Source organism: Photobacterium sp. TLY01 (assembly GCF_021432065.1).
GTDB lineage: Bacteria > Pseudomonadota > Gammaproteobacteria > Enterobacterales > Vibrionaceae > Photobacterium > Photobacterium halotolerans_A.
Window position 1 is genome coordinate 2,944,507 of record NZ_CP090364.1, and the last position, 26,962, is coordinate 2,971,468.

A 26,962-nucleotide genomic window follows, 5' to 3' on the forward strand; every position below is an offset into this window, starting at 1 on the left:
CAACACGATGCAAGGATTGTATATGTCCGATATTAGAACCCTTGGCGAGTTCATTGTCGAGAATCAGCATGACTTCCCCCATGCCAGCGGTGAACTGTCTTCTCTATTGGGTTCCATTAAACTGGCGGCCAAAATCGTTAACCGTGAAATCAACAAAGCCGGCTTGGTTGATATCACAGGTGACGTTGGCAGCGAGAATGTCCAAGGTGAAGCCCAAAAGAAACTTGATGTGTATGCCAACGAGAAATTCAAAGCTGCACTGGAAGCCCGCGGTCAGGTCTGCGGTGTCGCCAGTGAAGAAGAAGATGAACTCGTGGTATTCAATAAAGAACTGAACCGCGAAGCGAAGTACGTGGTTTTGATGGACCCACTGGATGGTTCTTCGAACATTGACGTAAACGTTTCCGTCGGAACCATCTTCTCGATTTACCGCCGCGTGACCCCGGTTGGCGGCCCGGCTGAAATCGAAGATTTCCTGCAGCCTGGCGACAAACAAGTGGCAGCGGGTTACATCATTTATGGCTCCTCCACCATGCTGGTGTACACCACAGGCAAAGGCGTACATGGTTTCACTTATGATCCGTCACTGGGGGTCTTTTGTCTGTCGCACGAGAACATGACGATCCCGGATGATGGTCAAATTTACTCCATCAATGAGGGAAACTATTTCCGCTTCCCACAGGGCGTGAAAAAGTACATTAAGTACTGCCAGGAAAACGTCCCGGAAGAGAACCGCCCTTACACCTCGCGCTATATTGGCTCTCTGGTTGCTGATTTCCACCGCAATTTGCTGAAAGGCGGTATTTACCTCTACCCAAGTACGGCGACACACCCGACAGGAAAACTGCGCTTATTGTATGAATGCAACCCAATGGCATTCTTGATTGAGCAAGCGGGTGGTATTGCTTCAGACGGGAAAAACCGCATCATGGAAATCAAACCGACTGAACTGCACCAGCGCGTGCCTTTCTTTGTCGGCTCCACCAAAATGGTACGCAAAGTAGAAAGCTTCCTGTCTGAGTTTCCAGACGCAGAGTAAGTTTCTCCATGCCCGGCAAACAAGTCGGGCATTCACAGAATCTGACCGCTCAAGCATCCACTGCACCTTAGAAGCTGTTTTTTTCACGGCTACTGGTTATAATTCCCGGCGACAAAATCATCTGAAACTATTAAGGAATTCATCATGAGCCTGAACAACGTCCCTGCAGGTAAAGAACTGCCAGAAGACATCTACGTTGTCATCGAAATCCCGGCAAACGCTGATCCAATCAAATACGAAGTCGACAAAGATTCTGGCGCGGTATTCGTAGACCGTTTCATGTCTGCGCCTATGTTCTACCCATGTAACTATGGTTACGTGAACCACACCCTGTCTCTGGACGGTGACCCGGTTGACGTTCTGGTTCCGACCCCATATCCGCTGCACCCAGGCGCTGTGATCCGTTGTCGTCCGGTTGGCGTTCTGAAGATGACTGATGAGTCAGGTGAAGATGCGAAAGTGGTTGCTGTACCGCACAGCAAGCTGACCAAAGAATACGATCACATCAAAGATGTAAACGATCTGCCTGAGCTGCTGAAAGCACAGATCACTCATTTCTTCGAGCGCTACAAAGAGCTGGAATCTGGCAAGTGGGTGAAAGTAGACGGCTGGGCTGACGTTGAAGCAGCAAAAGCTGAGATCCTGGAATCCTACAAGCGCGCGCAGGAAAAATAATCGCGCGATCTTGCTTGTTCCAGAAAAAACGCTCCCTCGGGAGCGTTTTTTTATGAACGGCGATGTCACCAGGATGATCGGTTCGACCAATCTCCTTCTGGTATCAAGGTGGCTCTGTCGATCGGCTGCAGGTAAAGATAAATCCAGGCCAGACCGAAAGGGGTCTCCACTTGCTCCCGGCAATATTCTTCTCCCAGACCTTCGAGGATATCGAGTTCGGCAAAGGTAACAGCATCCACGTCATACACTTCGCCGAGCAATACGCCCTCAGATCCAGACTGCTTTAGTGCCGCAGGATACGGCCCGAGATCATACATGACATAACCTGCCAGCTGGCAGTCGCCCAGATAACGTGAGCGGGACATCAGCCCATGGTTGGACTGGCCGCGGCGCAAACTGCCGTAAACAAAAACCCGTGTAGACACGACTGACAACATCCCTGTTAATTAAACTCAAACTGATACAGTAAATCGACGGCACTGTCGAGCCCCGAGACCGCTTCGATATACAAATCCTGCAACAGCTTATACCTGACGGTAAACTCACCGATGGGACTGAAGATACCCACGCCATATTTGACCTGCAGACCCGGGTAGACATAACCACTAATCGTGACCTGAGAGTCATCGCCCGCGCCCGCGGTATCGAGCGCCAAATCCTGAATCCCGAACGCCTCGCCGACATTGCCGACCAGCTGACTGCTGCGCGACAGTCCCATACTGATCAGCGCCGTCGTCATCGCACCGCCCCCTTCCGGCGATTCACTGTCGAGATCCCGGCCGCGTAACACGTATGACAGCGCATTCTGTTGCGGCATGGCCGGATCAGAGAAAATGTCCACCTTAGGCTCATCGGCTGGCCCGGTGACCCGAATCCCGGCGGTCACATCGTCTTCAATGTTGTTCGGATTACGAATCGCTTCCACCGACAAGTAAGGCTGATCCGCAGGCCCATTGAAGGTGATCTGACCTCTACGGATCACCAGCTCCTGGCCAAAGGCCCGGTAGGTCCCGTCGTCAACCCGGATTTCGCCATAGACGAGTGGGGCTTTGTCCTGCTGATTGACTTTCAGATTCCCTGACAGTCCGGCATCCAGACCAAAAGCCGATAAACGCACATCCGGGCCAATCTTCACCATCACATTGGTTTTGATGGCAAAGGGAACTTTATTACCGGTATCCACCGGCTTGAGATCATCGGTCAGCAGAATTTCATCGTCCGAAACCTGTACCGCAGATTCCGGTAAACGGTCTACCGTGATCCGGCCCCATGGAATGGAAACTGTGCCGCTGATTTCAGCCACCTGGGGTGCCGCACTGATCTTCAGGTTAGGCGACACCTTCATGGCAATCATAGGTGGCACATTCACTTCAAGCTCACGCCCGTTCACCTTCAGGTTAGCACTCCAGTTGGCCATATCGGCCCAGTTCGCATCCCCCTGCAGCACAAGGCGACCATCAGGGGTATCGAGCTTGCCGCGCACAATGGCACTGTAGCCACTGAAGGTAGCGACAACCTCGCCTCGTTCAAGATCCAGCGGGACTTTTCTGCCAATCGCTTTGAGCTCGGTGATTTTAAATACACCATTCACCTGAGGCTGCATAATCGGCCCGGTTAAAAGTAAATCCGTATCCACCCGGCCTTTAAAAATGTCGTAATCGGCGACCAGAGGTTGCAGAAAATCCAGCCGGAACGTATCCAGCTTCACTTTGGCCTCTATCTGCTGTTCACCTGATAGCTGGGTAATTCGGGCGTTGCCCGACAAATCCCCGTTATCTTTAAACGCCACCAGCCAGTCTGTCGTAAGCACGTCATCACGCATGTCAGCATTGAGGGTGATCTGATCCCAGCCAATCGCCAGCGGTGGCTGATCTGCCGCCGCCTGCTGTCGGAATCCGCCGGCAGGCAACCTGACCTGAACCTGCAACACAGGCGCTTGTTGCGGCGACCAGCCGACGTTGGCTGTGGCATTGGCTTCACCATCCAGTTTTATCTCTGGCGGCAGGAACGGCTGCAGGATGGAAAAACCGAGTTTATTGATAGCAAGGCTCGCCTGCCCACTCGCGCCGGCATCCAAAGGCTGAGTCAGACACACAGAGGCGTCTTTTTGCTGCCAGCAATGCGGAGCGACAGAGACGCTCTGCTTACTCAAACTGTATGCCAACGCTGTAGGCTGATTAAGCTGCCACAGGCCAACGGGAGTTTCAAGATTGCCGCGTTGCAGCATCCCCTGCCAACCCTGCTGTCTGTCCAGACTGCCTTGTAAAGCGAGCGCTGTGCTCACAGGCTCACCCTTCAGATCAAGACGGAGTGTATGCTGGGCTTCAGTTCCCTTAAAAGAGATGTCCAGGGCTTCCAGCTTGGCCGCATCCTGATAACTGCCTTCTCTGGCACTCAGCGTGATATCGGCTGTCAGTGCAGGCAGTGGTGTCACACGGCCTTTCAGGTTAAGACTTTTTAATTGTGCCAAATCCTGCCAGCCCAGTGCCTGCCCCACTAAATTCAGATCTATCGTTGGCTCAGCCAGCGTGCCGCTTAAGCGTAAGTCGCCGTTTACTCTGCCGCGTAAACCGGGCACAGACTGAGCGAGATCCGGCGCATTCACCAATGCAGACAGATCCCAGGTTTGCTTCAGGCTCCCTTTCGCATTCAGCCCGTTCGGTCCGTGCTTAAGAACCAGTCCCTGGGTAACCAGTTCCAGATCTCCTTTCCCGCCTGCATCCTGAGCATCAAGCTGACCGGCCAGCGTAAAAGGCTGACCTATCACTTCACCATCGACGTTCAGCTCAGGCAATTTAACGAACCAGCCACCAGCCGCCGTTAATCCGCCTGAGGTGCTAAGCTTGCCACTCAGCTTACCTTCCGCGGCGGGCCATTCCAGTCCGGGCTGAATATCGCTAAACGAGAGGTTGCCCTGCCAGCTCACCGTCTTTGCCCAGCTCGCCTGAGCGTTGCCCGTAACCTGACCACCCAGACTGTTAACGGTCAGGCTTTCCAGTACAACATCAGTCAGGGATCCTGCTCCCTTCAGGCTGACATCAACGGCCGGCATAGGCTCACCGTCTGCTTTGGTTGCGGCGTCAAAAGTAAAACTGTCTAAATTTCCTTTTGCATTGATAACCGTCTCTTTCGCAACAAAATCAGGCTTGTCATCTAACGGCCACTGTAAGTTATTACTCACCACCTTGAAGTCAAAAGGCAGATCGGCATCCAGCGGAGACAGCTTTCCCGTCACCTTGGCATCCAGCTTTCCACTGAGTGCAACATCCAGCATCAGTTGCTGCAATGACCCTGACGCCGAGAGATCAATATGATGTCCCTGCACCGGCTCCATCGCAATGTCAGATTTCGCCTTTAATGTCAGTGGGTACTCACCACTTAGCTCAGCTTCTCCTTCGGCATCGAGTGTGGCTTGCGGCACATCAACAAACAAGCGGGTCAGTGTGACCTTACTGTTTTCTGCTTCTGCGATTAACTCCAGTTCATTCACTTTTTGCGGGGTCGCCCCTTCCAGCAAAAAGTCTTTCACGGTAAAACGTTCCACAGTCACTTTCAGCGGTAACACCACCTCAGGCAGTACGATACGCTCTTGCTTTTCCTGACTATAAGCCTCTGCAACGTCTTCTGCCTGATCTTCAGTCTGTTCCTGTATCTCTTTCTCTGCAGGCGGCGTCAGATTCAGGACTATACCTTCCCAGTCTGTGGGTTTCAGGGTTAAGTGGCTACCCTGCATCTGGGCAGCCGAGCTGAAACGCTGCCAGCGCACTTTATTACCCAGAATATTCAGATCAATGTCATTCAGCGTTAAACGATCCAGCCGGACTGGGACCGGCAACGCAATTTCTGTTAACGGCTCTCCCGGCTCTTCTTCGTCCGGTTCACTGGGAGGCAGCTCTGGCATGGAGAATGTCAAACCACTCAGACTCAGTTCTTGCACGCACAGTGCCGGAATAGGCAGACAATCATCATTGATAACCAGTGTGAGACTGTCGCTATTAAGCTCCAGCAAATCGTCCTTGTAACGGACACCGAGGAGTGTAAATCCTTTCAGCAGGGCGCCGTTGCTGTCTTGCACTGTCAGTGCAGGCACGGCCGTCTGGGCCCCCCACAGGGCGAGGCGAACCCCGGCATGGGTATATAACAGTGCCCAGAGCGCCAGTGTCAGCAGTAACACAAACGTCAGCAGGCCAATCATCAATCTCTTCAACCAGATCATAATTCAGGCCCCAGCACGAAGTGAATTTGGAAACGATCATCAGGTTTGTCCAGCCCCCAGGCGAAGTCGAGCCGAATCGGGCCGACCGGCGATGCCCAGCGTATCCCTACACCCGCGCCTGCCTGCCAGTCCGGGCTGTCTGTCCAGGACGAACCGTAATCGTAAAACAGGGCTCCCCACCAGTTGCCGGTCAGCCGGTACTGATATTCCAGCGAGGAGGCCAGCATAAACTCACCACCAATCTGCTGCCCCTCGCTGTCCCTTGGTGAAATGGACTCGTAGCTGTAGCCACGCAAGCTGCTATCCCCACCGATAAAAAAGCGCATGGACGGCGGGATATCTTCTATCTTTTCTGCCCAGATGGCCCCGGCGTCCAGACGGGCCAGGCCCCGGTGATCTTCAGCAAAAGTACGGATCCAGGCACTGCGGCCGCGCAGTTTTGCCAAACGGGTATCAGAACCCAGCGCAGGGTCGGAATACTCCAGTTTAAGCAGTTGCTTATCTCCCCAGGTCGGCCAGCTACCACCACGCAAGCGGGTGCGGTCAATACTGACCCCGGGAATAACCATAAAGGCGGAGCCTGTCTCAAAGGCACCCTGATTGTAGTCCTCATACAGTAAACGCACCGACGCAACGCCATTCCAGACCTGGTCAAAGTTCCAGTGCCGCTCAACGCCAAGATGGTACTCGGTACTGATAGTGTCGTGATTGTCCACATAGCGAATTGCCCCGATGAGCTTGTAGTAATCATCCAGCACATTATCGAGCGGAATTTTATACGTCGCTTCAACTTTCGGCTGCACCTTAGAGATCTCAGTACGAACATCCAGACTGTGGCCTTCACTGTTTATCCAGGGCTTACGCCAGTTGAATTTCAAACGCGCACCGACATCGGTCGAATAACCGATACCGGTTTCGATTTTGTTTCTCACTTCCGGCCTGAGGTTAACCTGAATGGGCACCACATCCCCTTGCAGATCGCTCACATCCCCGCCAACAAAAATGGAAGAGAACCAGCCTACGCTCGACAGGCGCTGATTAAACTCCCCCACGTCAGAGACCAGATAGTAGTCACCTTCATCAAACGGGGCTAACGAACGGACTTTCGTTTCGTTAATCTGGCTGCCGGTGATCAGAATTTCACCGTATTTGTAACGTTTTCCGGAATCAAATTCGATGTGGATAAAAGCCTGATTACGGCCAGGCGCCACTTCCAGCCGGCTGGTTTTCAGTTCGGCATCAAAATAGCCCTTGCGCAAAGCCAGGCTTTCCAGGCTGGATTTGAATGAATCGTACTTGCCGTGGTTAAGGGTTCTGCCCAGTTCTAAATCGCTATCGCGTTTGAGAACAAAAAAATCCAGATCATCAGCGGCTTCGCCCTTGATCTGAATATCACTTCTGGCAATTTTAGTGCTCGGGCCGGCATCAACCGTGACAGTCAAAGTGCTGTCCTCGCCGTCTTCGTCGACACTAAAAACAATATCAGGCTGGTAACGACCAAGCGCTTTCAGCGCGGTACGGATTTCTTTTTCAACCTGACCTTTGAACCGTAAAGATGTGCTGTAATCTTCCTTAGGAATGGCAGCAACATAAATATCCACATTTTTCTTCAGGCTGCCTTTCAGCCCAGTCACAATAAGTTCCGTTTCTGCCACAGCAGGCATGGTTACCACTAAAGCGACAACTGTGAACATACAGCGTCGAAACAAGGTCATCATTCTTATTTGTCTTCACTTATTAGAATGTTATTAGATAGTGCGCATACTTTATTCTGACAAGAGCTGAGCGAAGTGCCAACCTTTCCGGTAAAAGAAAACAATCAAGCAAATTTCCGGTCTGTTAGGTTATAGGTGTAACACGGCTATTGATTGTCAGTGCCGAATCCTCTACTTTCTGGCTCATTAACAGTGTAATTAGGAAAATCATGTCATGGATAAACAGCAGATGATCTCCCCTGAAGCGGCCCTGCCAGGCCGTTCAACGCCAGTGATCCCCACTGAAACTCACGCCATCTTTGGCACCCGACTAGATGCTGCTGTACCTGAAGGTATGGAAGAAATCGTACTGGGAATGGGATGCTTCTGGGGCGCGGAACGCCTGTTCTGGAAACAGCCTGGCGTCATCAACACGGCGGTAGGCTACAGTGGCGGCTTTACCCCCAATCCGACCTATCAGGAAGTGTGTACCGGACAGACGGGCCATACTGAAGTGGTTCGCGTGATTTTTGATCCGGCACAAACCACACTGGATGAGTTACTTGCTCAGTTTTGGGAAAGTCATGACCCAACACAGGGCATGCGTCAGGGTAATGACATTGGTACCCAGTATCGCTCTGTCATCTATACCACCAGTCAGGAGCAACAGGCTCAGGCAGAAAGCAGCAAGGAAAGGTACCAGTCAGCACTGCAGGCCGAGCAGCGAGCTGCCACTATCACCACTGAAATCTTACCTGCCGCTGCGTTTTACTACGCTGAAGATTACCACCAGCAGTATCTGGAAAAGAATCCGCAGGGTTACTGCGGCTTGGGTGGAACCGGTGTTTGCATGCCCCCTCAGTAAATCTCTCAGCCAGCGTCAGGCCAGTTCTGGCGCTAGCTACTGTAACTGGCGGCAGCCAGCACCTGAATTTCTTTATTCACTTCCGACAACACACTCAATGCTTTTTTATTACGGCTGGCGGGGGGGAGTAAACGTCCGCAGTCAAACTCGAAAGCCCCGATACCCACAATGAACAGCCGGCCCCGAAAGTAACTTTTCACATAACGTGCAATCTGGTTTGGACGATATTGTTTAAATATTTTTAGCATAATATCCCTCAACACTCAGAACCTGTGACCCTTAATAGACAAAAAAGTTGCCTTGCTTGTGTCAAAAATATGCAAAACGCTTGCCAGTTATATTTTTGTTCTTATCGCGACAAAAGAGCCACGCCAACTTTAGGACATGACACTTCAACCTGCCCAATTTCTTTGCCAGAGAGGTATTTCACCACGCACATTTCTGCCAATTGACAGGCAAAAACAGTGATACGCTTCAAGGATAACAAACTGGTTCTACCAGTTCCCCGAAACTCAACTACTATAAGACAGCACAACCATAAACAAGGAATAACATTCATGAACATGAAGTCACTGCTATCACTTTGCGTATTGTTACCCGCACTCACATTACCGGCTCATGCCCATAATCTTACAGTCGGTCAGCCTTTACCCAGCACCAGCGTTGCTGATAAAGGTGAGCTTATCCTGCAAGGCAACGACATCCTCTATCAGCCTTGGCAAACCAGCCAGCTCAGCGGTAAAGTCCGGGTGATTCAAGCCATTGCCGGAAGAAGCTCAGCTAAAGAGCTCAATGCCCCTTTTATTGAAACCATCAAGTCCGCTAATCTCCCTCATGATCAGTACCAGACCACCACCATCATCAATCAGGATGATGCGATTTGGGGCACCGGCGGTTTCGTGAAATCCTCAGCAGAAGACAGTAAAAAAGAATTTGCCTGGTCATCAATTGTGCTGGATGCCACAGGTCAGGTTCGTTCGCGCTGGGCGCTGAAAGAGGAGAGCTCTGCCATTATCGTGCTGGATCCGGCGGGTAAGGTGGTGTTTGTCAAAGAAGGCGAGTTAAGCCGCAGTGACATTGAGCAGGCGATGTCAAAAATTCAGTCTCTGCTGTAATCTGTCTTCCCGGAAAGGGTGTAATAATATATCATTACATCCTTTCTTTTTGTGAGGCAGCAACTTGAAGGTGCGTATCCCGCTCAACCAGAGATGGCATCAGGGGCTTTTGGCACTGATCTTCAGCCTGTTCATTCTGGCTTTTCCCCTTCAAGTGCTTCACAAACTTGATGCGCTGAATCAGCCGCAGCATTCCGAGCAGGACTGCCCCTGCCACCATGTTGTTTCCAATGATTTGCCTCCGCCGCAGATAGATCTTCCTGTCATTCGTCCTGTCGCTCACCAATCGACCCGATATCGACACCGTCTTTCCGACTGGCTCAGTGCCCAAGCGTCTGCCCGGGATCCGCCTGTGTTCTCCCACCCGTTCCACCCTGATTTCACTGTTTAATTTTTTGGGAGTAACACATGCCAACTCAACATTTCCTTGCAGCCACCTTGCTGCTGATTTCTGCCGCCACCTGCGCCGCTCCGGCCTGGGCATACACACAGCATGAAGCACATCTTCATGGCCAGGTTGAACTGAATATGGCGCAGGACGGCAATGACCTGCTGTTAGAGATCACCGCACCTGCTGCGGATGTCACCGGATTTGAACATCCACCGGAAACAGACGCGGAACAACAGGCACTCAAAGATGCCGTGCAGACACTGAATCGCCCTGACACGCTGCTGGCGTTAAATGCCGAAGCAGGATGCCAGCTTCATGAACATCATGTGTCACATACCCTTTCAGAGCACACTGAAACTCACAATCATGACCATGAGCATGAGAAGCACAGTGATCACGATCATGATGAGCATGAAGGACACGACCACCATGACCACGAGCAACACAGCGAACATGATCACGATGATCATGAGCGTCCTAGTAAGCATGGTGAATTCAGTATTCAGTATACCTATCACTGCGAGGCCATCGACAAACTCAGTACACTGACGCTAAAGTGGTTCGCTCAGTTCCCGGCTACAGAGAAAATTCAGCTGCAAGCAATTACAGCGAAAGGCCAGCACGCCACAACACTGACGGCCAGTCAGGCCGAATTTCGTTTCTAAGCCAGAATGAGTCTAAGAAAAGGGAGCTGTGGCTCCCTTTTTGGGAGAGCAGCATGACAATAATCCAATTCGATCAGGTCCGTTTTCGCTGGCCGGATCAAAACGACGATATCCTCAGGATCGCCTCTTTCTCATTGTCTCAGGGCGAAAAAGTCTTCCTTCAAGGGCCAAGCGGCAGTGGAAAATCAACCTTACTCAGCTTAATGGCAGGTATCCACCAGCCCTTACAAGGTGACATCCGGCTTCTGGGGGAATCCTTCAGTGCTCTGTCTGCATCAAAACGAGATCGTCGCCGGGCTGACCATATTGGTTATATTTTCCAGCAGTTCAATCTGTTGCCTTATCTTTCCGTGATAGACAATGTCTTGTTACCCTGCCGCTTTTCAGCGCTCCGAAAAAAGAAAACAGCCAATCCCGAACAAGAAGCAAAACGGCTTCTGAAGTCATTGCAGTTACCTGAATCCTGTCTGTCCCGCCAGGTGACACAACTCAGCATCGGACAACAGCAGCGTGTGGCTGCTGCGCGCGCTCTGATAGGACGCCCGGCATTACTCATCGCCGATGAGCCAACCTCTGCGCTGGATCATGACAATCGCAATCACTTTATTCAACTCCTGATGGATGAATGTGAACAGGCCGGCGCCAGCCTGCTGTTTGTCAGTCACGATCCAACCCTGACCAATGGGTTCGAGCGCATTTTGAACCTCAAAGATCTTAACCATTGCGAGTCGGAGAAGCAGACATGAAAGCATTGATGCTCCTTGCCTGGCAAAGTTTGCGAAACCGAAAGACGACAGCCATTCTGACCGTGCTGACCATCGCCATTTCGACGACCTTACTGCTGGGTGTGGAAAAAGTCCGGACACAGGCCAAAGCCAGTTTTGCACATACCATTTCGGGAACTGACCTCATCGTGGGTGCACGCTCAGGCCAGGTGAATCTGTTGCTGTACTCTGTCTTTCGTATCGGCAACGCCACCAATAACATTGACTGGCAGAGCTTCCAGACTTTAAAAGCACACAAAGCTGTACAGTGGGCCATTCCGATTTCGCTTGGCGATTCACACCGCGGATTTCGGGTGATTGGCACGAATGAAGATTACTTCAAGTATTACCAGTATGGTCAGAAACAACACCTGGCTTTCCGGCAAGGCAGCAGCTTTCAATCCCTGTTCGACACTGTAATTGGGGCGGAAGTCGCTCGTAAGCTCGGATATCACATTGGTGATCAAATTATTATTGCCCATGGTATCAGTGATAAAAAATTCACACGTCACGACAACCTGCCTTTTACTGTCACTGGGATCTTAGCCCCCACGGGAACACCGGTTGATCGCAGCGTTCATGTCTCGCTTGCGGCCATCGAAGCGATTCATGTCGGTTGGGAATCGGGCGCAAATTTTGGCCATACCCCGGATGCAGTCGCTCTGAGCCAGCAAGCTTTTCAACCCAAACAGATCACAGCCGCTCTTTTGGGATTGAACTCTAAAATTCAGACATTTGCCCTGCAGCGTTATATCAATACCTTCCCTGATGAACCATTAAGCGCCATCATGCCAGGTATCGCTCTGCATGAACTGTGGGGGATGATGTCTGTCGCAGAGCAAGCGCTGATGGTCGTTTCGGTGTTTGTAGTCATTGCCGGCCTACTGGGAATGTTATCGAGCTTGCTGACCAGTTTGAATGAAAGACGCAGAGAAATGGCGATTCTACGCGCAACCGGCGCACGCCCTGGCTGGATTGCTGGCCTGCTCTTCGTTGAAACGACGACCCTCACCCTGACAGGTATTGTGGCAGGGATGCTGGCACTCTACAGCGGATTGTTCTTGAGCCATAGCTGGCTGCTGGATACATTCGGACTCTACCTGCCCGTTCAGGCGCCCAGTTCCTATGAGTGGCTGCTGATGGGGATGATTCTTATCGCAGGTATGCTGACCAGCCTGATCCCGGCACTGCGTGCGTACAGACTGTCACTCGCCGATGGCATGACCATTCGAATTTAAGGAGAAAACATGAAGTTTGTTCTCATTCTGCTATGTTGCTGGCTGCCCTTCGTGGCCAACGCACAAGAAACACTGACTCTGGACTGGATTGATCTGATCCCGGAAAAAGAACGCCAGTTATTTGATCAGCAAGGCATGCCTTTCGTCGATCATGAAAATGATCAGACGGCTTTGCAAAAGCGTATGGGAACTGTCCGCCCAGAACTGGATGGCAGCGAAGTCAAAATACCTGGTTTTGTCATCCCTTTAGAAGGGGACGAAAATACGATCACCGAGTTTTTGCTGGTACCTTATTTTGGTGCCTGCATTCACGTCCCCCCGCCGCCGCCAAATCAAATCATCTATGTGAAATTTCCTAAAGGCGCACCGGTTCAGCAACTCTGGGATGTTGTCTATGTTGTAGGAAAGTTAAATGTACAAACAGTAGAGCACGAGCTGGCCGAAACCGGTTATCTGCTCCACGGCACGCTCATTGAAGAGTACGACGATGCCAGATAAATAGCCCTGTTGTCTTGTCTATTGGCTTATCTTACACATGCGCTGCAAGGTAAGCCAAAATCACGACATACCCAAGCAGCAATAGCACTTCTGTTAATCGCTTACTGAATTTTTTCGTCATCAACCCCTCCTTGATAGCACAGCGTCATCACACCGGGCGACCCATGGATTTAACCATCTATTAACATAAAAGTCACGCCTCTTGCCAAAGTTTACGAACAAATGTAAAAACAATAGGTATAACTGTTGAGAGCGAAACTGATATGCAAACCGAAAGTCAGGCGAAAAATGAACTGAGCCCTACCGATACGGCCACGGATAAAAAAAGCCATTCAAAACATTCAATAAAAAGTAGCCGCTTTCGGGTTCAATCCATTGCCCGCCAAAATGATGTGAGTGCTCAGATCGACGAAGATCACGATAAAACGTTACAAGAACGCAGTGAAAGCCGCCAACAAAATATTCAGAAGCGCCAACAGCAAAATTTAGAGCGCATCTTCAGGCTTTGTTACGACAACTGCTTAGATGAAACCGCAGGAGAGCCGGATCCTGATTGGATCCATCATTTCATGACCATCGCCCAGAATATTTACAGTCCTTCGATGCAGAAGCTATGGAGCCGTATTCTTCGCCAAGAGATTATTACCCCAGGCTCAATCTCACTAAAAGCGATGATCGCCTTTCAGCAAATGACGCAGCGTGATGCTCAATTATTTCGGCGAGCCTGTTTATTAGCCTGCCATTTCGGCCAGGACAACACGAAAAAATTGCTGACAGGACTCAAATATCGTTCAGGTTTCCTTCTCAAGCAAGCATCTATCGACAAACTCAACCTGGGACACTACCAGTTACCGTATTCACATTTGCTGGAGTTAATGGGTCTGGGGCTGATATTAAGTACTGAATTAGAGTCAGGAAAACTCCAAAGTAGTACGCCCCTGCCTTTTCATTATCAGGGGAATGATTATCAAATCCAGCCCGCCAAAAATGGAGTAAGCCTACTCTATTACCGATTTTCTCCTGTCGGCCAGGAAATTGCCCAGCTGCTGGGCAATCATCGCAATGAAGAATATCAAATCCACTTAACTGAGCTCCTCAACAAGCACTTTATCGTCACTAGTGATGCGTCTACGTACCACCCAATTATCTGAGCATATGACTAGTGATACACCATATAGCACAAACCGATCATCACTGACCCGGGCTCTTTAAATCATGGCAAACAGGACACAACATTCCGCCCGTGACTAAAGCGTGTGCACTTTCGGGAAATGCAGAGATAAATAAGCTCCAGTTGTAACCCTCCCTACTTTAATGGCAGCCTAAATTAGAGTTTTTCCTGCTTTCGTACCTTGCTAAGTATTCCCACGGGGTCAGATCATCCAGGGCATCATGAGGGCGTTCATCGTTATATTCCTTCATCCATTGTTCGGTTAACTCTCGAACTTCACTCAGCGTTTTAAAAACGTACATATCGAGAAGTTCTGTGCGATAGGTTCGATTAAAGCGCTCAATATATGAGTTCTCAGTGGGTTTTCCTGGTCGAATAAATTCAAGTTCAACTCGATTTTCTTCGGCCCATTCGGCTAACGCTGTGGAGATAAATTCTGGACCATTATCCATCCTGAGTTTGCCGGGCATCCCGCGCCACGCTGTGATACGCTCCAAAACCCGGATGACTCTTGGGGCTGGTAAATTTAAGTCCACTTCGATGGCTAACACTTCGCGGTTAAAATCATCGACAACATTAAACGTACGAAAACGTCTGCCGCAAGCCAGAGCGTCACTCATAAAATCAATCGACCAACAGCAGTTCACCCCGTCAGGACGTGCCAGCGGGACTGGCTCCCGTTTCGGTAACCGCTTTTTTCCTTTGCGCCTCATATTGAGCTTGAGTGAGCAGTAAACACGGTAAACGCGCTTGTGGTTCCATGGATATCCCCAGCGTCTGAGAACTTTAAATAACTTGCCAAAACCATAAGCAGGATATCGCTCTACGGCTTCTTGCAACTTGGCGATGACCTCATCATCTCGATGAGGGTCTGGTTGATATCGATAGACAGAATCACTGATGCCAACTGCGCGGCAGGCCATTCTGAGACTGACCCGAAATTGCTGACGAACATACTCCACGAGTTCGCGTTTAACCGCTGGCTTTACAGCTTTTTTTCCAGAATATCTTTCACAATACGATGCTCAAGGCTGAGGTCAGCGAACATCTGCTTGAGTCGGCGATTTTCATCTTCAAGCTCTTTCAGCCGCTTCACATCGGACGCTTCCATACCACCATATTTCGATTTCCAGTTGTAATAGGTAGCGTCAGAGATACCGTATTCACGACAGACTTCGTTGACCTTACGGCCAGCCTCCACTTCCTTCAGGATCTTCACGATCTGTGTTTCTGTGTAGCGTGATTTTTTCATCATGCGTTCTCCGTTTATTTCAGTGTAAACGGAAAAGCTCTAATTACTAGCGACATGTTTTTCGGGGAGGGTTACACAGTCTTTCGTCGGGGACGCCCAGTCTGGGGCTTTCAAGAAGTGGCGGACGGCTGGGGTCACATACGACCGGGACTCGATGGTCCGGCATTCCGGCCCGCGACCAAAGTGCAGCGCACTTTTGGGGCGCCTAGCCTGAGCAATGCATCAGTGACGAACAACCAAAGGTAATGGAATCACCAGATAGCAAAAAACCCAGCCATTACTGACTGGGTTTCTCTGCGAAGTGGCAGACGGCTGGGGTCGCATACGAACGGGACTCGATGGTCCGGCATTCCGGTCCGCGACCTAAGTGCAGCGCACTTTTTGGGGCGCTCAACCTGAGCAATGCATCAGTGATGAACAACCAAAGGTAGTGCAACCACCAGATAGCAAAAAACCCAGCCATTACTGACTGGGTTTCTCTAAGAAGTGGCGGAGCGGACGGGACTCGAACCCGCGACCCCCGGCGTGACAGGCCGGTATTCTAACCAACTGAACTACCGCTCCACACGGCCGAAACCAGAGTAACTCTGATTTCTAAATAGGAAGCCTGGCGATGTCCTACTCTCACATGGGGAGACCCCACACTACCATCGGCGCTGCTGCGTTTCACGTCTGAGTTCGGCATGGGATCAGGTGGGTCCGCAACGCTATGGTCGCCAAGCAAAATTTGTTCAACAATCTTGGAAAATCTGACTTAAGTTCTCAGCACATCATTCAAGTGCTTATGGAGTCCGCTAAAACCCCTTGGGTGTTGTATGGTTAAGCCTCACGGGCAATTAGTACAGGTTAGCTGAGCGCCTCACAACGCTTACACACCCTGCCTATCAACGTTCTAGTCTCGAACAGCCCTTCAGGAGGCTTGAAGCCTCAGGGATGACTCATCTCAGGGCTCGCTTCCCGCTTAGATGCTTTCAGCGGTTATCGATGCCGAACTTAGCTACCGGGCAATGCGTCTGGCGACACAACCCGAACACCAGCGGTTCGTTCACTCCGGTCCTCTCGTACTAGGAGCAACTCCCTTCAATCATCCAGCGCCCACGGCAGATAGGGACCGAACTGTCTCACGACGTTCTAAACCCAGCTCGCGTACCACTTTAAATGGCGAACAGCCATACCCTTGGGACCGACTTCAGCCCCAGGATGTGATGAGCCGACATCGAGGTGCCAAACACCGCCGTCGATATGAACTCTTGGGCGGTATCAGCCTGTTATCCCCGGAGTACCTTTTATCCGTTGAGCGATGGCCCTTCCATTCAGAACCACCGGATCACTATGACCTGCTTTCGCACCTGCTCGAACCGTCATTCTCGCAGTTAAGCGGGCTTATGCCATTGCACTAACCTCACGATGTCCGACCGTGATTAGCCCACCTTCGTGCTCCTCCGTTACGCTTTGGGAGGAGACCGCCCCAGTCAAACTACCCACCAGGCACTGTCCGCACCCCGGATAACGGGGCGACGTTAGAACATCAACACGACAAGGGTGGTATTTCAAGGACGGCTCCACAGATACTGGCGTACCTGCTTCGAAGCCTCCCACCTATCCTACACATGTAGGGTCAATGTTCAGTGCCAAGCTGTAGTAAAGGTTCACGGGGTCTTTCCGTCTAGCCGCGGGTACGCAGCATCTTCACTGCGATTTCAATTTCACTGAGTCTCGGGTGGAGACAGCGTGGCCATCATTACGCCATTCGTGCAGGTCGGAACTTACCCGACAAGGAATTTCGCTACCTTAGGACCGTTATAGTTACGGCCGCCGTTTACCGGGGCTTCGATCAAGAGCTTCTCCGAAGATAACCCCATCAATTAACCTTCCGGCACCGGGCAGGCGTCACACCGTATACGTCATCTTTCGATTTTGCACAGTGCTGTGTTTTTAATAAACAGTTGCAGCCACCTGGTATCTGCGACTCTCAGTAGCTCCATCCGCGAGGGACTTCACCGCCAAGAGCGTACCTTCTCCCGAAGTTACGGTACCATTTTGCCTAGTTCCTTCACCCGAGTTCTCTCAAGCGCCTTGGTATTCTCTACCCGACCACCTGTGTCGGTTTGGGGTACGATTGCTTATTATCTGAAGCTTAGAGGCTTTTCCCGGAAGCATGGCATCAATGACTTCATCACCGTAGTGACTCGACATCGGGTCTCAGCCTTAATGCAGAACCGGATTTGCCTAATTCTGCAGCCTACACCCTTAAACCAGGACAACCGTCGCCTGGCCCACCTAGCCTTCTCCGTCCCCCCATCGCAATAATAAGCAGTACGGGAATATTAACCCGTTTCCCATCGACTACGCCTTTCGGCCTCGCCTTAGGGGTCGACTTACCCTGCCCCGATTAACGTTGGACAGGAACCCTTGGTCTTCCGGCGAGGGGGTTTTTCACCCCCTTTGTCGTTACTCATGTCAGCATTCGCACTTCTGATACGTCCAGCATGCCTTACAGCACACCTTCAACCGCTTACAGAACGCTCCCCTACCCAATACAATAAATTGCATTGCCGCAGCTTCGGTGTATCACTTAGCCCCGTTAAATCTTCCGCGCAGGCCGACTCGACCAGTGAGCTATTACGCTTTCTTTAAATGATGGCTGCTTCTAAGCCAACATCCTGGCTGTCTGAGCCTTCCCACATCGTTTCCCACTTAGTGATACTTTGGGACCTTAGCTGGCGGTCTGGGTTGTTTCCCTCTCCACGACGGACGTTAGCACCCGCCGTGTGTCTCCCGGATAGTACTTACTGGTATTCGGAGTTTGCAAAGGGTTGGTAAGTCGGGATGACCCCCTAGCCTTAACAGTGCTCTACCCCCAGTAGTATTCGTCCGAGGCGCTACCTAAATAGCTTTCGGGGAGAACCAGCTATCTCCAGGTTTGATTGGCCTTTCACCCCTAGCCACAAGTCATCCGCTAATTTTTCAACATTAGTCGGTTCGGTCCTCCAGTAAGTGTTACCTCACCTTCAACCTGCCCATGGCTAGATCACCTGGTTTCGGGTCTAATCCCAGCAACTGCACGCCCAGTTAAGACTCGGTTTCCCTACGGCTCCCCTATACGGTTAACCTTGCTACTGAAATTAAGTCGCTGACCCATTATACAAAAGGTACGCAGTCACAGGACAAGCCTGCTCCTACTGCTTGTACGTACACGGTTTCAGGTTCTGTTTCACTCCCCTCACAGGGGTTCTTTTCGCCTTTCCCTCACGGTACTGGTTCACTATCGGTCAGTCAGGAGTATTTAGCCTTGGAGGATGGTCCCCCCATGTTCAGACAGGATAACACGTGTCCCGTCCTACTCGTTTTCACGTCTAAAGCATCGTCGGTTACGGGGCTGTCACCCTGTATCGCGGCCCTTTCCAGGGACCTTCACCTGACACTAAACACGCTTAAGGGCTAATCCGGTTTCGCTCGCCGCTACTGCCGGAATCTCGGTTGATTTCTCTTCCTCGGGGTACTTAGATGTTTCAGTTCCCCCGGTTCGCCTCATCAGGCTATGTATTCACCTGATGATAACTGCTTATGCAGCTGGGTTTCCCCATTCGGAAATCGGTGACTCAAGTGGCTCTTACTGCCTCATCACCGCTTATCGCAAGTTAGTACGTCCTTCATCGCCTCTGACTGCCCAGGCATCCACCGTGTACGCTTAGTCACTTAACCATACAACCCCAAGAGGTTTCGTATGTTCAAACAACCAAGGTTGTGTCTCTGACAAAGAGACAATTGGTTTATTCGCCGGACTCTTACACAAGACACTTGAATGTGTATTGCTTGAGAACTCTGTTTCTCTCGAAACAGTTTTTGATTCAATCTCTAAGATTGAATTACTAGTCAGCTTTCCAGATTGTTAAAGAGCATTGTGAATTATCGACAGATAACCACTTTCTAAAGATTCTCGGGGAAAACCCTTAAAGAGTGGTGGAGCTAAGCAGGATCGAACTGCTGACCTCCTGCGTGCAAGGCAGGCGCTCTCCCAGCTGAGCTATAGCCCCATCGAGTATTGCAAGAGTGTTGAACCACTGTATTTGGGAAGACTGTAGTGGTGGTGTCTGAGTGGACTTGAACCACCGACCTCACCCTTATCAGGGGTGCGCCCTAACCACCTGAGCTACCTCTAGACCCTTCTCTTGCGCTCTTAACTATTTCGACCAAGCAATCTGTGTGGACACTGCGTCAACGACACAGTCTTTAGGTAAGGAGGTGATCCAGCCCCAGGTTCCCCTAGGGCTACCTTGTTACGACTTCACCCCAGTCATGAACCACACCGTGGTAAACGCCCTCCCGAAGGTTAAGCTATCTACTTCTGGTGCAGCCCACTCCCATGGTGTGACGGGCGGTGTGTACAAGGCCCGGGAACGTATTCACCGTGGCATTCTGATCCACGATTACTAGCGATTCCGACTTCATGGAGTCGAGTTGCAGACTCCAATCCGGACTACGACGTACTTTGTGGGATTCGCTCACTATCGCTAGCTCGCCGCCCTCTGTATACGCCATTGTAGCACGTGTGTAGCCCTACTCGTAAGGGCCATGATGACTTGACGTCGTCCCCACCTTCCTCCGGTTTATCACCGGCAGTCTCCCTGGAGTTCCCACCCGAAGTGCTGGCAAACAAGGATAAGGGTTGCGCTCGTTGCGGGACTTAACCCAACATTTCACAACACGAGCTGACGACAGCCATGCAGCACCTGTCTCAGAGTTCCCGAAGGCACCAATCCATCTCTGGAAAGTTCTCTGGATGTCAAGAGTAGGTAAGGTTCTTCGCGTTGCATCGAATTAAACCACATGCTCCACCGCTTGTGCGGGCCCCCGTCAATTCATTTGAGTTTTAATCTTGCGACCGTACTCCCCAGGCGGTCTACTTAACGCGTTAGCTCCGAAAGCCAGTGTTCAAGACACCAACCTCCAAGTAGACATCGTTTACGGCGTGGACTACCAGGGTATCTAATCCTGTTTGCTCCCCACGCTTTCGCATCTGAGCGTCAGTCTTTGTCCAGGGGGCCGCCTTCGCCACCGGTATTCCTTCAGATCTCTACGCATTTCACCGCTACACCTGAAATTCTACCCCCCTCTACAAGACTCTAGCATGCCAGTTCCAAATGCGATTCCGAGGTTGAGCCCCGGGCTTTCACATCTGGCTTAACACGCCGCCTGCATGCGCTTTACGCCCAGTAATTCCGATTAACGCTCGCACCCTCCGTATTACCGCGGCTGCTGGCACGGAGTTAGCCGGTGCTTCTTCTGCAGCTAACGTCAAAGATGAGCACTATTAATACTCACCTCTTCCTCACTGCTGAAAGTGCTTTACAACCCGAAGGCCTTCTTCACACACGCGGCATGGCTGCATCAGGGTTTCCCCCATTGTGCAATATTCCCCACTGCTGCCTCCCGTAGGAGTCTGGACCGTGTCTCAGTTCCAGTGTGGCTGATCATCCTCTCAGACCAGCTAGGGATCGTCGCCTAGGTGAGCCGTTACCCCACCTACTAGCTAATCCCACCTGGGCCAATCTTAGCGCGCGAGGCCCGAAGGTCCCCCGCTTTGGTCCGAAGACATTATGCGGTATTAGCCATCGTTTCCAATGGTTATCCCCCACACTAAGGCATGTTCCCAGGCATTACTCACCCGTCCGCCGCTCGCCGCCCATCAACGCACCCGAAGGATTGTTGATGTCGCTGCCGCTCGACTTGCATGTGTTAGGCCTGCCGCCAGCGTTCAATCTGAGCCATGATCAAACTCTTCAATTAAAGTTTTGTTGCCTCTCTAAAGAGAAGCGGCTCAGTGATTACTGATGTTCCAACCGAAGTTGAAACGAATTGACTGTGCCGATACCTAAGTATCGATTTGGTCACTCAGTTCACTGATAAAATCTTTGATGACTGTATCATTGTCGAGTGCCCACACAGATTGCATGGTCAAATTGTTAAAGAACGTTGACTTTCAAGGCTTTAGCGCATTTCGCTTCAGCAAGTCAGGACGCGTATAATACGCTTCCCTCATTTCAAGTCAAGACAAAATTTTCATCTTTTTTCATCCCGGTTTATACCCGGTCAAAAGCAAAAAACTCTGTCTTGACTCCGCTCCTACCCGCAGGTCGGGAGCGAAGAAAAAGCCCGTCGCCGGACGGGCTTTTCTGAATAAGGAGCCTGGCGATGTCCTACTCTCACATGGGGAGACCCCACACTACCATCGGCGCTGCTGCGTTTCACGTCTGAGTTCGGCATGGGATCAGGTGGGTCCGCAACGCTATGGTCGCCAAGCAAAATTTGTTCAACAATCTTGGAAAATCTGACTTAAGTTCTCAGCACATCATTCAAGTGCTTATGGAGTCCGCTAAAACCCCTTGGGTGTTGTATGGTTAAGCCTCACGGGCAATTAGTACAGGTTAGCTGAGCGCCTCACAACGCTTACACACCCTGCCTATCAACGTTCTAGTCTCGAACAGCCCTTCAGGAGGCTTAAAGCCTCAGGGATGACTCATCTCAGGGCTCGCTTCCCGCTTAGATGCTTTCAGCGGTTATCGATGCCGAACTTAGCTACCGGGCAATGCGTCTGGCGACACAACCCGAACACCAGCGGTTCGTTCACTCCGGTCCTCTCGTACTAGGAGCAACTCCCTTCAATCATCCAGCGCCCACGGCAGATAGGGACCGAACTGTCTCACGACGTTCTAAACCCAGCTCGCGTACCACTTTAAATGGCGAACAGCCATACCCTTGGGACCGACTTCAGCCCCAGGATGTGATGAGCCGACATCGAGGTGCCAAACACCGCCGTCGATATGAACTCTTGGGCGGTATCAGCCTGTTATCCCCGGAGTACCTTTTATCCGTTGAGCGATGGCCCTTCCATTCAGAACCACCGGATCACTATGACCTGCTTTCGCACCTGCTCGAACCGTCATTCTCGCAGTTAAGCGGGCTTATGCCATTGCACTAACCTCACGATGTCCGACCGTGATTAGCCCACCTTCGTGCTCCTCCGTTACGCTTTGGGAGGAGACCGCCCCAGTCAAACTACCCACCAGGCACTGTCCGCACCCCGGATAACGGGGCGACGTTAGAACATCAACACGACAAGGGTGGTATTTCAAGGACGGCTCCACAGATACTGGCGTACCTGCTTCGAAGCCTCCCACCTATCCTACACATGTAGGGTCAATGTTCAGTGCCAAGCTGTAGTAAAGGTTCACGGGGTCTTTCCGTCTAGCCGCGGGTACGCAGCATCTTCACTGCGATTTCAATTTCACTGAGTCTCGGGTGGAGACAGCGTGGCCATCATTACGCCATTCGTGCAGGTCGGAACTTACCCGACAAGGAATTTCGCTACCTTAGGACCGTTATAGTTACGGCCGCCGTTTACCGGGGCTTCGATCAAGAGCTTCTCCGAAGATAACCCCATCAATTAACCTTCCGGCACCGGGCAGGCGTCACACCGTATACGTCATCTTTCGATTTTGCACAGTGCTGTGTTTTTAATAAACAGTTGCAGCCACCTGGTATCTGCGACTCTCAGTAGCTCCATCCGCGAGGGACTTCACCGCCAAGAGCGTACCTTCTCCCGAAGTTACGGTACCATTTTGCCTAGTTCCTTCACCCGAGTTCTCTCAAGCGCCTTGGTATTCTCTACCCGACCACCTGTGTCGGTTTGGGGTACGATTGCTTATTATCTGAAGCTTAGAGGCTTTTCCCGGAAGCATGGCATCAATGACTTCATCACCGTAGTGACTCGACATCGGGTCTCAGCCTTAATGCAGAACCGGATTTGCCTAATTCTGCAGCCTACACCCTTAAACCAGGACAACCGTCGCCTGGCCCACCTAGCCTTCTCCGTCCCCCCATCGCAATAATAAGCAGTACGGGAATATTAACCCGTTTCCCATCGACTACGCCTTTCGGCCTCGCCTTAGGGGTCGACTTACCCTGCCCCGATTAACGTTGGACAGGAACCCTTGGTCTTCCGGCGAGGGGGTTTTTCACCCCCTTTGTCGTTACTCATGTCAGCATTCGCACTTCTGATACGTCCAGCATGCCTTACAGCACACCTTCAACCGCTTACAGAACGCTCCCCTACCCAATACAATAAATTGCATTGCCGCAGCTTCGGTGTATCACTTAGCCCCGTTAAATCTTCCGCGCAGGCCGACTCGACCAGTGAGCTATTACGCTTTCTTTAAATGATGGCTGCTTCTAAGCCAACATCCTGGCTGTCTGAGCCTTCCCACATCGTTTCCCACTTAGTGATACTTTGGGACCTTAGCTGGCGGTCTGGGTTGTTTCCCTCTCCACGACGGACGTTAGCACCCGCCGTGTGTCTCCCGGATAGTACTTACTGGTATTCGGAGTTTGCAAAGGGTTGGTAAGTCGGGATGACCCCCTAGCCTTAACAGTGCTCTACCCCCAGTAGTATTCGTCCGAGGCGCTACCTAAATAGCTTTCGGGGAGAACCAGCTATCTCCAGGTTTGATTGGCCTTTCACCCCTAGCCACAAGTCATCCGCTAATTTTTCAACATTAGTCGGTTCGGTCCTCCAGTAAGTGTTACCTCACCTTCAACCTGCCCATGGCTAGATCACCTGGTTTCGGGTCTAATCCCAGCAACTGTACGCCCAGTTAAGACTCGGTTTCCCTACGGCTCCCCTATACGGTTAACCTTGCTACTGAAATTAAGTCGCTGACCCATTATACAAAAGGTACGCAGTCACAGGACAAGCCTGCTCCTACTGCTTGTACGTACACGGTTTCAGGTTCTGTTTCACTCCCCTCACAGGGGTTCTTTTCGCCTTTCCCTCACGGTACTGGTTCACTATCGGTCAGTCAGGAGTATTTAGCCTTGGAGGATGGTCCCCCCATGTTCAGACAGGATAACACGTGTCCCGTCCTACTCGTTTTCACGTCTAAAGCATCGTCGGTTACGGGGCTGTCACCCTGTATCGCGGCCCTTTCCAGGGACCTTCACCTGACACTAAACACGCTTAAGGGCTAATCCGGTTTCGCTCGCCGCTACTGCCGGAATCTCGGTTGATTTCTCTTCCTCGGGGTACTTAGATGTTTCAGTTCCCCCGGTTCGCCTCATCAGGCTATGTATTCACCTGATGATAACTGCTTATGCAGCTGGGTTTCCCCATTCGGAAATCGGTGACTCAAGTGGCTCTTACTGCCTCATCACCGCTTATCGCAAGTTAGTACGTCCTTCATCGCCTCTGACTGCCCAGGCATCCACCGTGTACGCTTAGTCACTTAACCATACAACCCCAAGAGGTTTCGTATGTTCAAACAACCAAGGTTGTGTCTCTGACAAAGAGACAATTGGTTTATTCGCCGGACTCTTACACAAGACACTTGAATGTGTATTGCTTGAGAACTCTGTTTCTCTCGAAACAGTTTTTGATTCAATCTTTAAGATTGAATTACTAGTCAGCTTTCCAGATTGTTAAAGAGCATTGTGAATTATCGACAGATAACCACTTTCTAAAGATTCTCGGGGAAAACCCTTAAAGAGTGGTGGAGCTAAGCAGGATCGAACTGCTGACCTCCTGCGTGCAAGGCAGGCGCTCTCCCAGCTGAGCTATAGCCCCATCGAGTATTGCAAGAGTGTTGAACCACTGTATTTGGGAAGACAGTGGTGGGTCTGAGTGGACTTGAACCACCGACCTCACCCTTATCAGGGGTGCGCTCTAACCACCTGAGCTACAGACCCTTCTCTTGCGCTCTCTACATTTCGACCAGGCAATCTGTGTGGACACTGCGTCAACGACACAGTCTTTAGGTAAGGAGGTGATCCAGCCCCAGGTTCCCCTAGGGCTACCTTGTTACGACTTCACCCCAGTCATGAACCACACCGTGGTAAACGCCCTCCCGAAGGTTAAGCTATCTACTTCTGGTGCAGCCCACTCCCATGGTGTGACGGGCGGTGTGTACAAGGCCCGGGAACGTATTCACCGTGGCATTCTGATCCACGATTACTAGCGATTCCGACTTCATGGAGTCGAGTTGCAGACTCCAATCCGGACTACGACGTACTTTGTGGGATTCGCTTACTATCGCTAGCTCGCCGCCCTCTGTATACGCCATTGTAGCACGTGTGTAGCCCTACTCGTAAGGGCCATGATGACTTGACGTCGTCCCCACCTTCCTCCGGTTTATCACCGGCAGTCTCCCTGGAGTTCCCACCCGAAGTGCTGGCAAACAAGGATAAGGGTTGCGCTCGTTGCGGGACTTAACCCAACATTTCACAACACGAGCTGACGACAGCCATGCAGCACCTGTCTCAGAGTTCCCGAAGGCACCAATCCATCTCTGGAAAGTTCTCTGGATGTCAAGAGTAGGTAAGGTTCTTCGCGTTGCATCGAATTAAACCACATGCTCCACCGCTTGTGCGGGCCCCCGTCAATTCATTTGAGTTTTAATCTTGCGACCGTACTCCCCAGGCGGTCTACTTAACGCGTTAGCTCCGAAAGCCAGTGTTCAAGACACCAACCTCCAAGTAGACATCGTTTACGGCGTGGACTACCAGGGTATCTAATCCTGTTTGCTCCCCACGCTTTCGCATCTGAGCGTCAGTCTTTGTCCAGGGGGCCGCCTTCGCCACCGGTATTCCTTCAGATCTCTACGCATTTCACCGCTACACCTGAAATTCTACCCCCCTCTACAAGACTCTAGCATGCCAGTTCCAAATGCGATTCCGAGGTTGAGCCCCGGGCTTTCACATCTGGCTTAACACGCCGCCTGCATGCGCTTTACGCCCAGTAATTCCGATTAACGCTCGCACCCTCCGTATTACCGCGGCTGCTGGCACGGAGTTAGCCGGTGCTTCTTCTGCAGCTAACGTCAAAGATGAGCACTATTAATACTCACCTCTTCCTCACTGCTGAAAGTGCTTTACAACCCGAAGGCCTTCTTCACACACGCGGCATGGCTGCATCAGGGTTTCCCCCATTGTGCAATATTCCCCACTGCTGCCTCCCGTAGGAGTCTGGACCGTGTCTCAGTTCCAGTGTGGCTGATCATCCTCTCAGACCAGCTAGGGATCGTCGCCTAGGTGAGCCGTTACCCCACCTACTAGCTAATCCCACCTGGGCCAATCTTAGCGCGCGAGGCCCGAAGGTCCCCCGCTTTGGTCCGAAGACATTATGCGGTATTAGCCATCGTTTCCAATGGTTATCCCCCACACTAAGGCATGTTCCCAGGCATTACTCACCCGTCCGCCGCTCGCCGCCCATCAACGCACCCGAAGGATTGTTGATGTCGCTGCCGCTCGACTTGCATGTGTTAGGCCTGCCGCCAGCGTTCAATCTGAGCCATGATCAAACTCTTCAATTAAAGTTTTGTTGCCTCT

The 26,962-nt window shown here is 51.4% G+C and carries 15 protein-coding genes, 5 tRNA genes and 6 rRNA genes; 10 read left to right on the top strand and 16 right to left on the bottom strand.

The genetic code is table 11. The features are described from left to right. The first annotated feature begins 22 nt into the window (after positions 1-22). The gene (gene fbp / locus LN341_RS13630; protein ID WP_234203589.1) at positions 23-1,039 is read left to right on the top strand and encodes a class 1 fructose-bisphosphatase; all 1,017 of its coding nucleotides are present in this window, start codon (positions 23-25) and stop codon (positions 1,037-1,039) included. A gap of 144 nt (positions 1,040-1,183) precedes the next feature. Beyond that, positions 1,184-1,714 (top strand): inorganic diphosphatase, encoded by a 531-nt coding sequence (gene ppa / locus LN341_RS13635; RefSeq protein WP_027251823.1) that lies wholly within the window; start codon positions 1,184-1,186, stop codon positions 1,712-1,714. 65 nt (positions 1,715-1,779) lie between these two features. Here ppa and LN341_RS13640 read toward each other — a convergent pair whose 3' ends face one another. From LN341_RS13640 to LN341_RS13650, 3 genes are read right to left on the bottom strand one after another with little or no spacing between them, the layout of a single operon-like run. Next, complete coding sequence (locus LN341_RS13640) at positions 1,780-2,139, bottom strand: gamma-glutamylcyclotransferase (RefSeq protein ID WP_234203590.1); 360 nt, start codon at positions 2,137-2,139, stop codon at positions 1,780-1,782. 17 nt (positions 2,140-2,156) lie between these two features. Continuing rightward, positions 2,157-5,930: a translocation/assembly module TamB domain-containing protein gene (locus LN341_RS13645; RefSeq protein WP_234203591.1), complete on the bottom strand. Its 3,774-nt coding sequence runs from the start codon at positions 5,928-5,930 to the stop codon at positions 2,157-2,159. Then, on the bottom strand, positions 5,927-7,648 hold the full coding sequence (locus LN341_RS13650) for an autotransporter assembly complex family protein (protein WP_234203592.1): 1,722 nt from the start codon (positions 7,646-7,648) through the stop codon (positions 5,927-5,929). Before LN341_RS13650 ends, LN341_RS13645 begins: the two co-directional genes overlap by 4 nt. A gap of 211 nt (positions 7,649-7,859) precedes the next feature. On the opposite strand from LN341_RS13650, the gene msrA reads away from it, so the two are divergent. Continuing rightward, entirely contained in the window at positions 7,860-8,489 is a 630-nt protein-coding gene (gene msrA, locus LN341_RS13655; RefSeq protein WP_234203593.1) for a peptide-methionine (S)-S-oxide reductase MsrA, read from the top strand. Between the two features lie 32 nt (positions 8,490-8,521). Here the strand turns inward: msrA and LN341_RS13660 are convergent, their stop codons facing one another. Next, positions 8,522-8,737, bottom strand: coding sequence for a DUF1107 domain-containing protein (locus tag LN341_RS13660; protein WP_027251828.1), 216 nt, complete (start codon positions 8,735-8,737; stop codon positions 8,522-8,524). 309 nt (positions 8,738-9,046) lie between these two features. Between LN341_RS13660 and LN341_RS13665 the strand changes: the two genes are divergently transcribed. From LN341_RS13665 to LN341_RS13695, 7 genes are all read left to right on the top strand, one after another. Then, a complete protein-coding gene (locus tag LN341_RS13665) occupies positions 9,047-9,604 on the top strand; it encodes a YtfJ family protein (protein WP_234203594.1) in 558 nt (185 codons plus the stop codon). 64 nt (positions 9,605-9,668) lie between these two features. Next, a complete protein-coding gene (locus LN341_RS13670) occupies positions 9,669-9,995 on the top strand; it encodes a hypothetical protein (RefSeq protein WP_234203595.1) in 327 nt (108 codons plus the stop codon). 17 nt (positions 9,996-10,012) lie between these two features. Further along, positions 10,013-10,660 (top strand): DUF2796 domain-containing protein, encoded by a 648-nt coding sequence (locus LN341_RS13675; RefSeq protein ID WP_046222197.1) that lies wholly within the window; start codon positions 10,013-10,015, stop codon positions 10,658-10,660. A gap of 53 nt (positions 10,661-10,713) precedes the next feature. Beyond that, positions 10,714-11,406, top strand: coding sequence for an ABC transporter ATP-binding protein (locus tag LN341_RS13680; RefSeq protein ID WP_234203596.1), 693 nt, complete (start codon positions 10,714-10,716; stop codon positions 11,404-11,406). After that, positions 11,403-12,662, top strand: a complete 1,260-nt coding sequence (locus LN341_RS13685) for an ABC transporter permease (protein ID WP_046222195.1) — start codon at positions 11,403-11,405, stop codon at positions 12,660-12,662. Before LN341_RS13680 ends, LN341_RS13685 begins: the two co-directional genes overlap by 4 nt. 9 nt (positions 12,663-12,671) lie before the next feature. Continuing rightward, positions 12,672-13,160, top strand: coding sequence for a DUF3299 domain-containing protein (locus tag LN341_RS13690; protein ID WP_234203597.1), 489 nt, complete (start codon positions 12,672-12,674; stop codon positions 13,158-13,160). A 263-nt stretch (positions 13,161-13,423) separates the two neighbouring features. After that, complete coding sequence (locus LN341_RS13695) at positions 13,424-14,311, top strand: TIGR03899 family protein (protein ID WP_234203598.1); 888 nt, start codon at positions 13,424-13,426, stop codon at positions 14,309-14,311. 160 nt (positions 14,312-14,471) lie between these two features. On the opposite strand, the gene LN341_RS13700 is transcribed toward LN341_RS13695, so the two are convergent. The 12 genes from LN341_RS13700 to LN341_RS13755 form a co-directional block, all read right to left on the bottom strand. Next, positions 14,472-15,583, bottom strand: a protein-coding gene (locus tag LN341_RS13700) for an IS3 family transposase (protein ID WP_234205030.1) whose coding sequence is annotated in 2 segments (ribosomal slippage) — positions 14,472-15,331 and positions 15,331-15,583 — 1,113 coding nt in all. Because the reading frame shifts where the segments join, the coding sequence is not laid out codon by codon here. A 487-nt stretch (positions 15,584-16,070) separates the two neighbouring features. After that, positions 16,071-16,147 (bottom strand) — tRNA-Asp (locus LN341_RS13705). 41 nt (positions 16,148-16,188) lie between these two features. Beyond that, positions 16,189-16,304, bottom strand: a 5S ribosomal RNA gene (rrf, locus tag LN341_RS13710). 94 nt (positions 16,305-16,398) lie between these two features. After that, positions 16,399-19,288, bottom strand: a 23S ribosomal RNA gene (locus LN341_RS13715). A gap of 256 nt (positions 19,289-19,544) precedes the next feature. Further along, positions 19,545-19,620, bottom strand: a tRNA-Ala gene (locus tag LN341_RS13720). A 48-nt stretch (positions 19,621-19,668) separates the two neighbouring features. Beyond that, positions 19,669-19,750 (bottom strand) — tRNA-Ile (locus LN341_RS13725). 71 nt (positions 19,751-19,821) lie between these two features. Then, positions 19,822-21,373: ribosomal RNA gene (locus LN341_RS13730) — 16S ribosomal RNA — on the bottom strand. Positions 21,374-21,770: 397 nt separating this feature from the next. Further along, positions 21,771-21,886, bottom strand: a 5S ribosomal RNA gene (gene rrf, locus LN341_RS13735). Between the two features lie 94 nt (positions 21,887-21,980). Next, a 23S ribosomal RNA gene (locus LN341_RS13740) occupies positions 21,981-24,870 on the bottom strand. A gap of 256 nt (positions 24,871-25,126) precedes the next feature. Beyond that, a tRNA-Ala gene (locus LN341_RS13745) sits at positions 25,127-25,202 on the bottom strand. Between the two features lie 45 nt (positions 25,203-25,247). Further along, a tRNA-Ile gene (locus LN341_RS13750) sits at positions 25,248-25,324 on the bottom strand. A 70-nt stretch (positions 25,325-25,394) separates the two neighbouring features. After that, positions 25,395-26,946 (bottom strand): 16S ribosomal RNA (locus LN341_RS13755). The 16S, 23S and 5S rRNA genes sit together here with 5 tRNA genes alongside, the layout of an rRNA operon. Between the last annotated feature and the right edge of the window lie 16 nt (positions 26,947-26,962).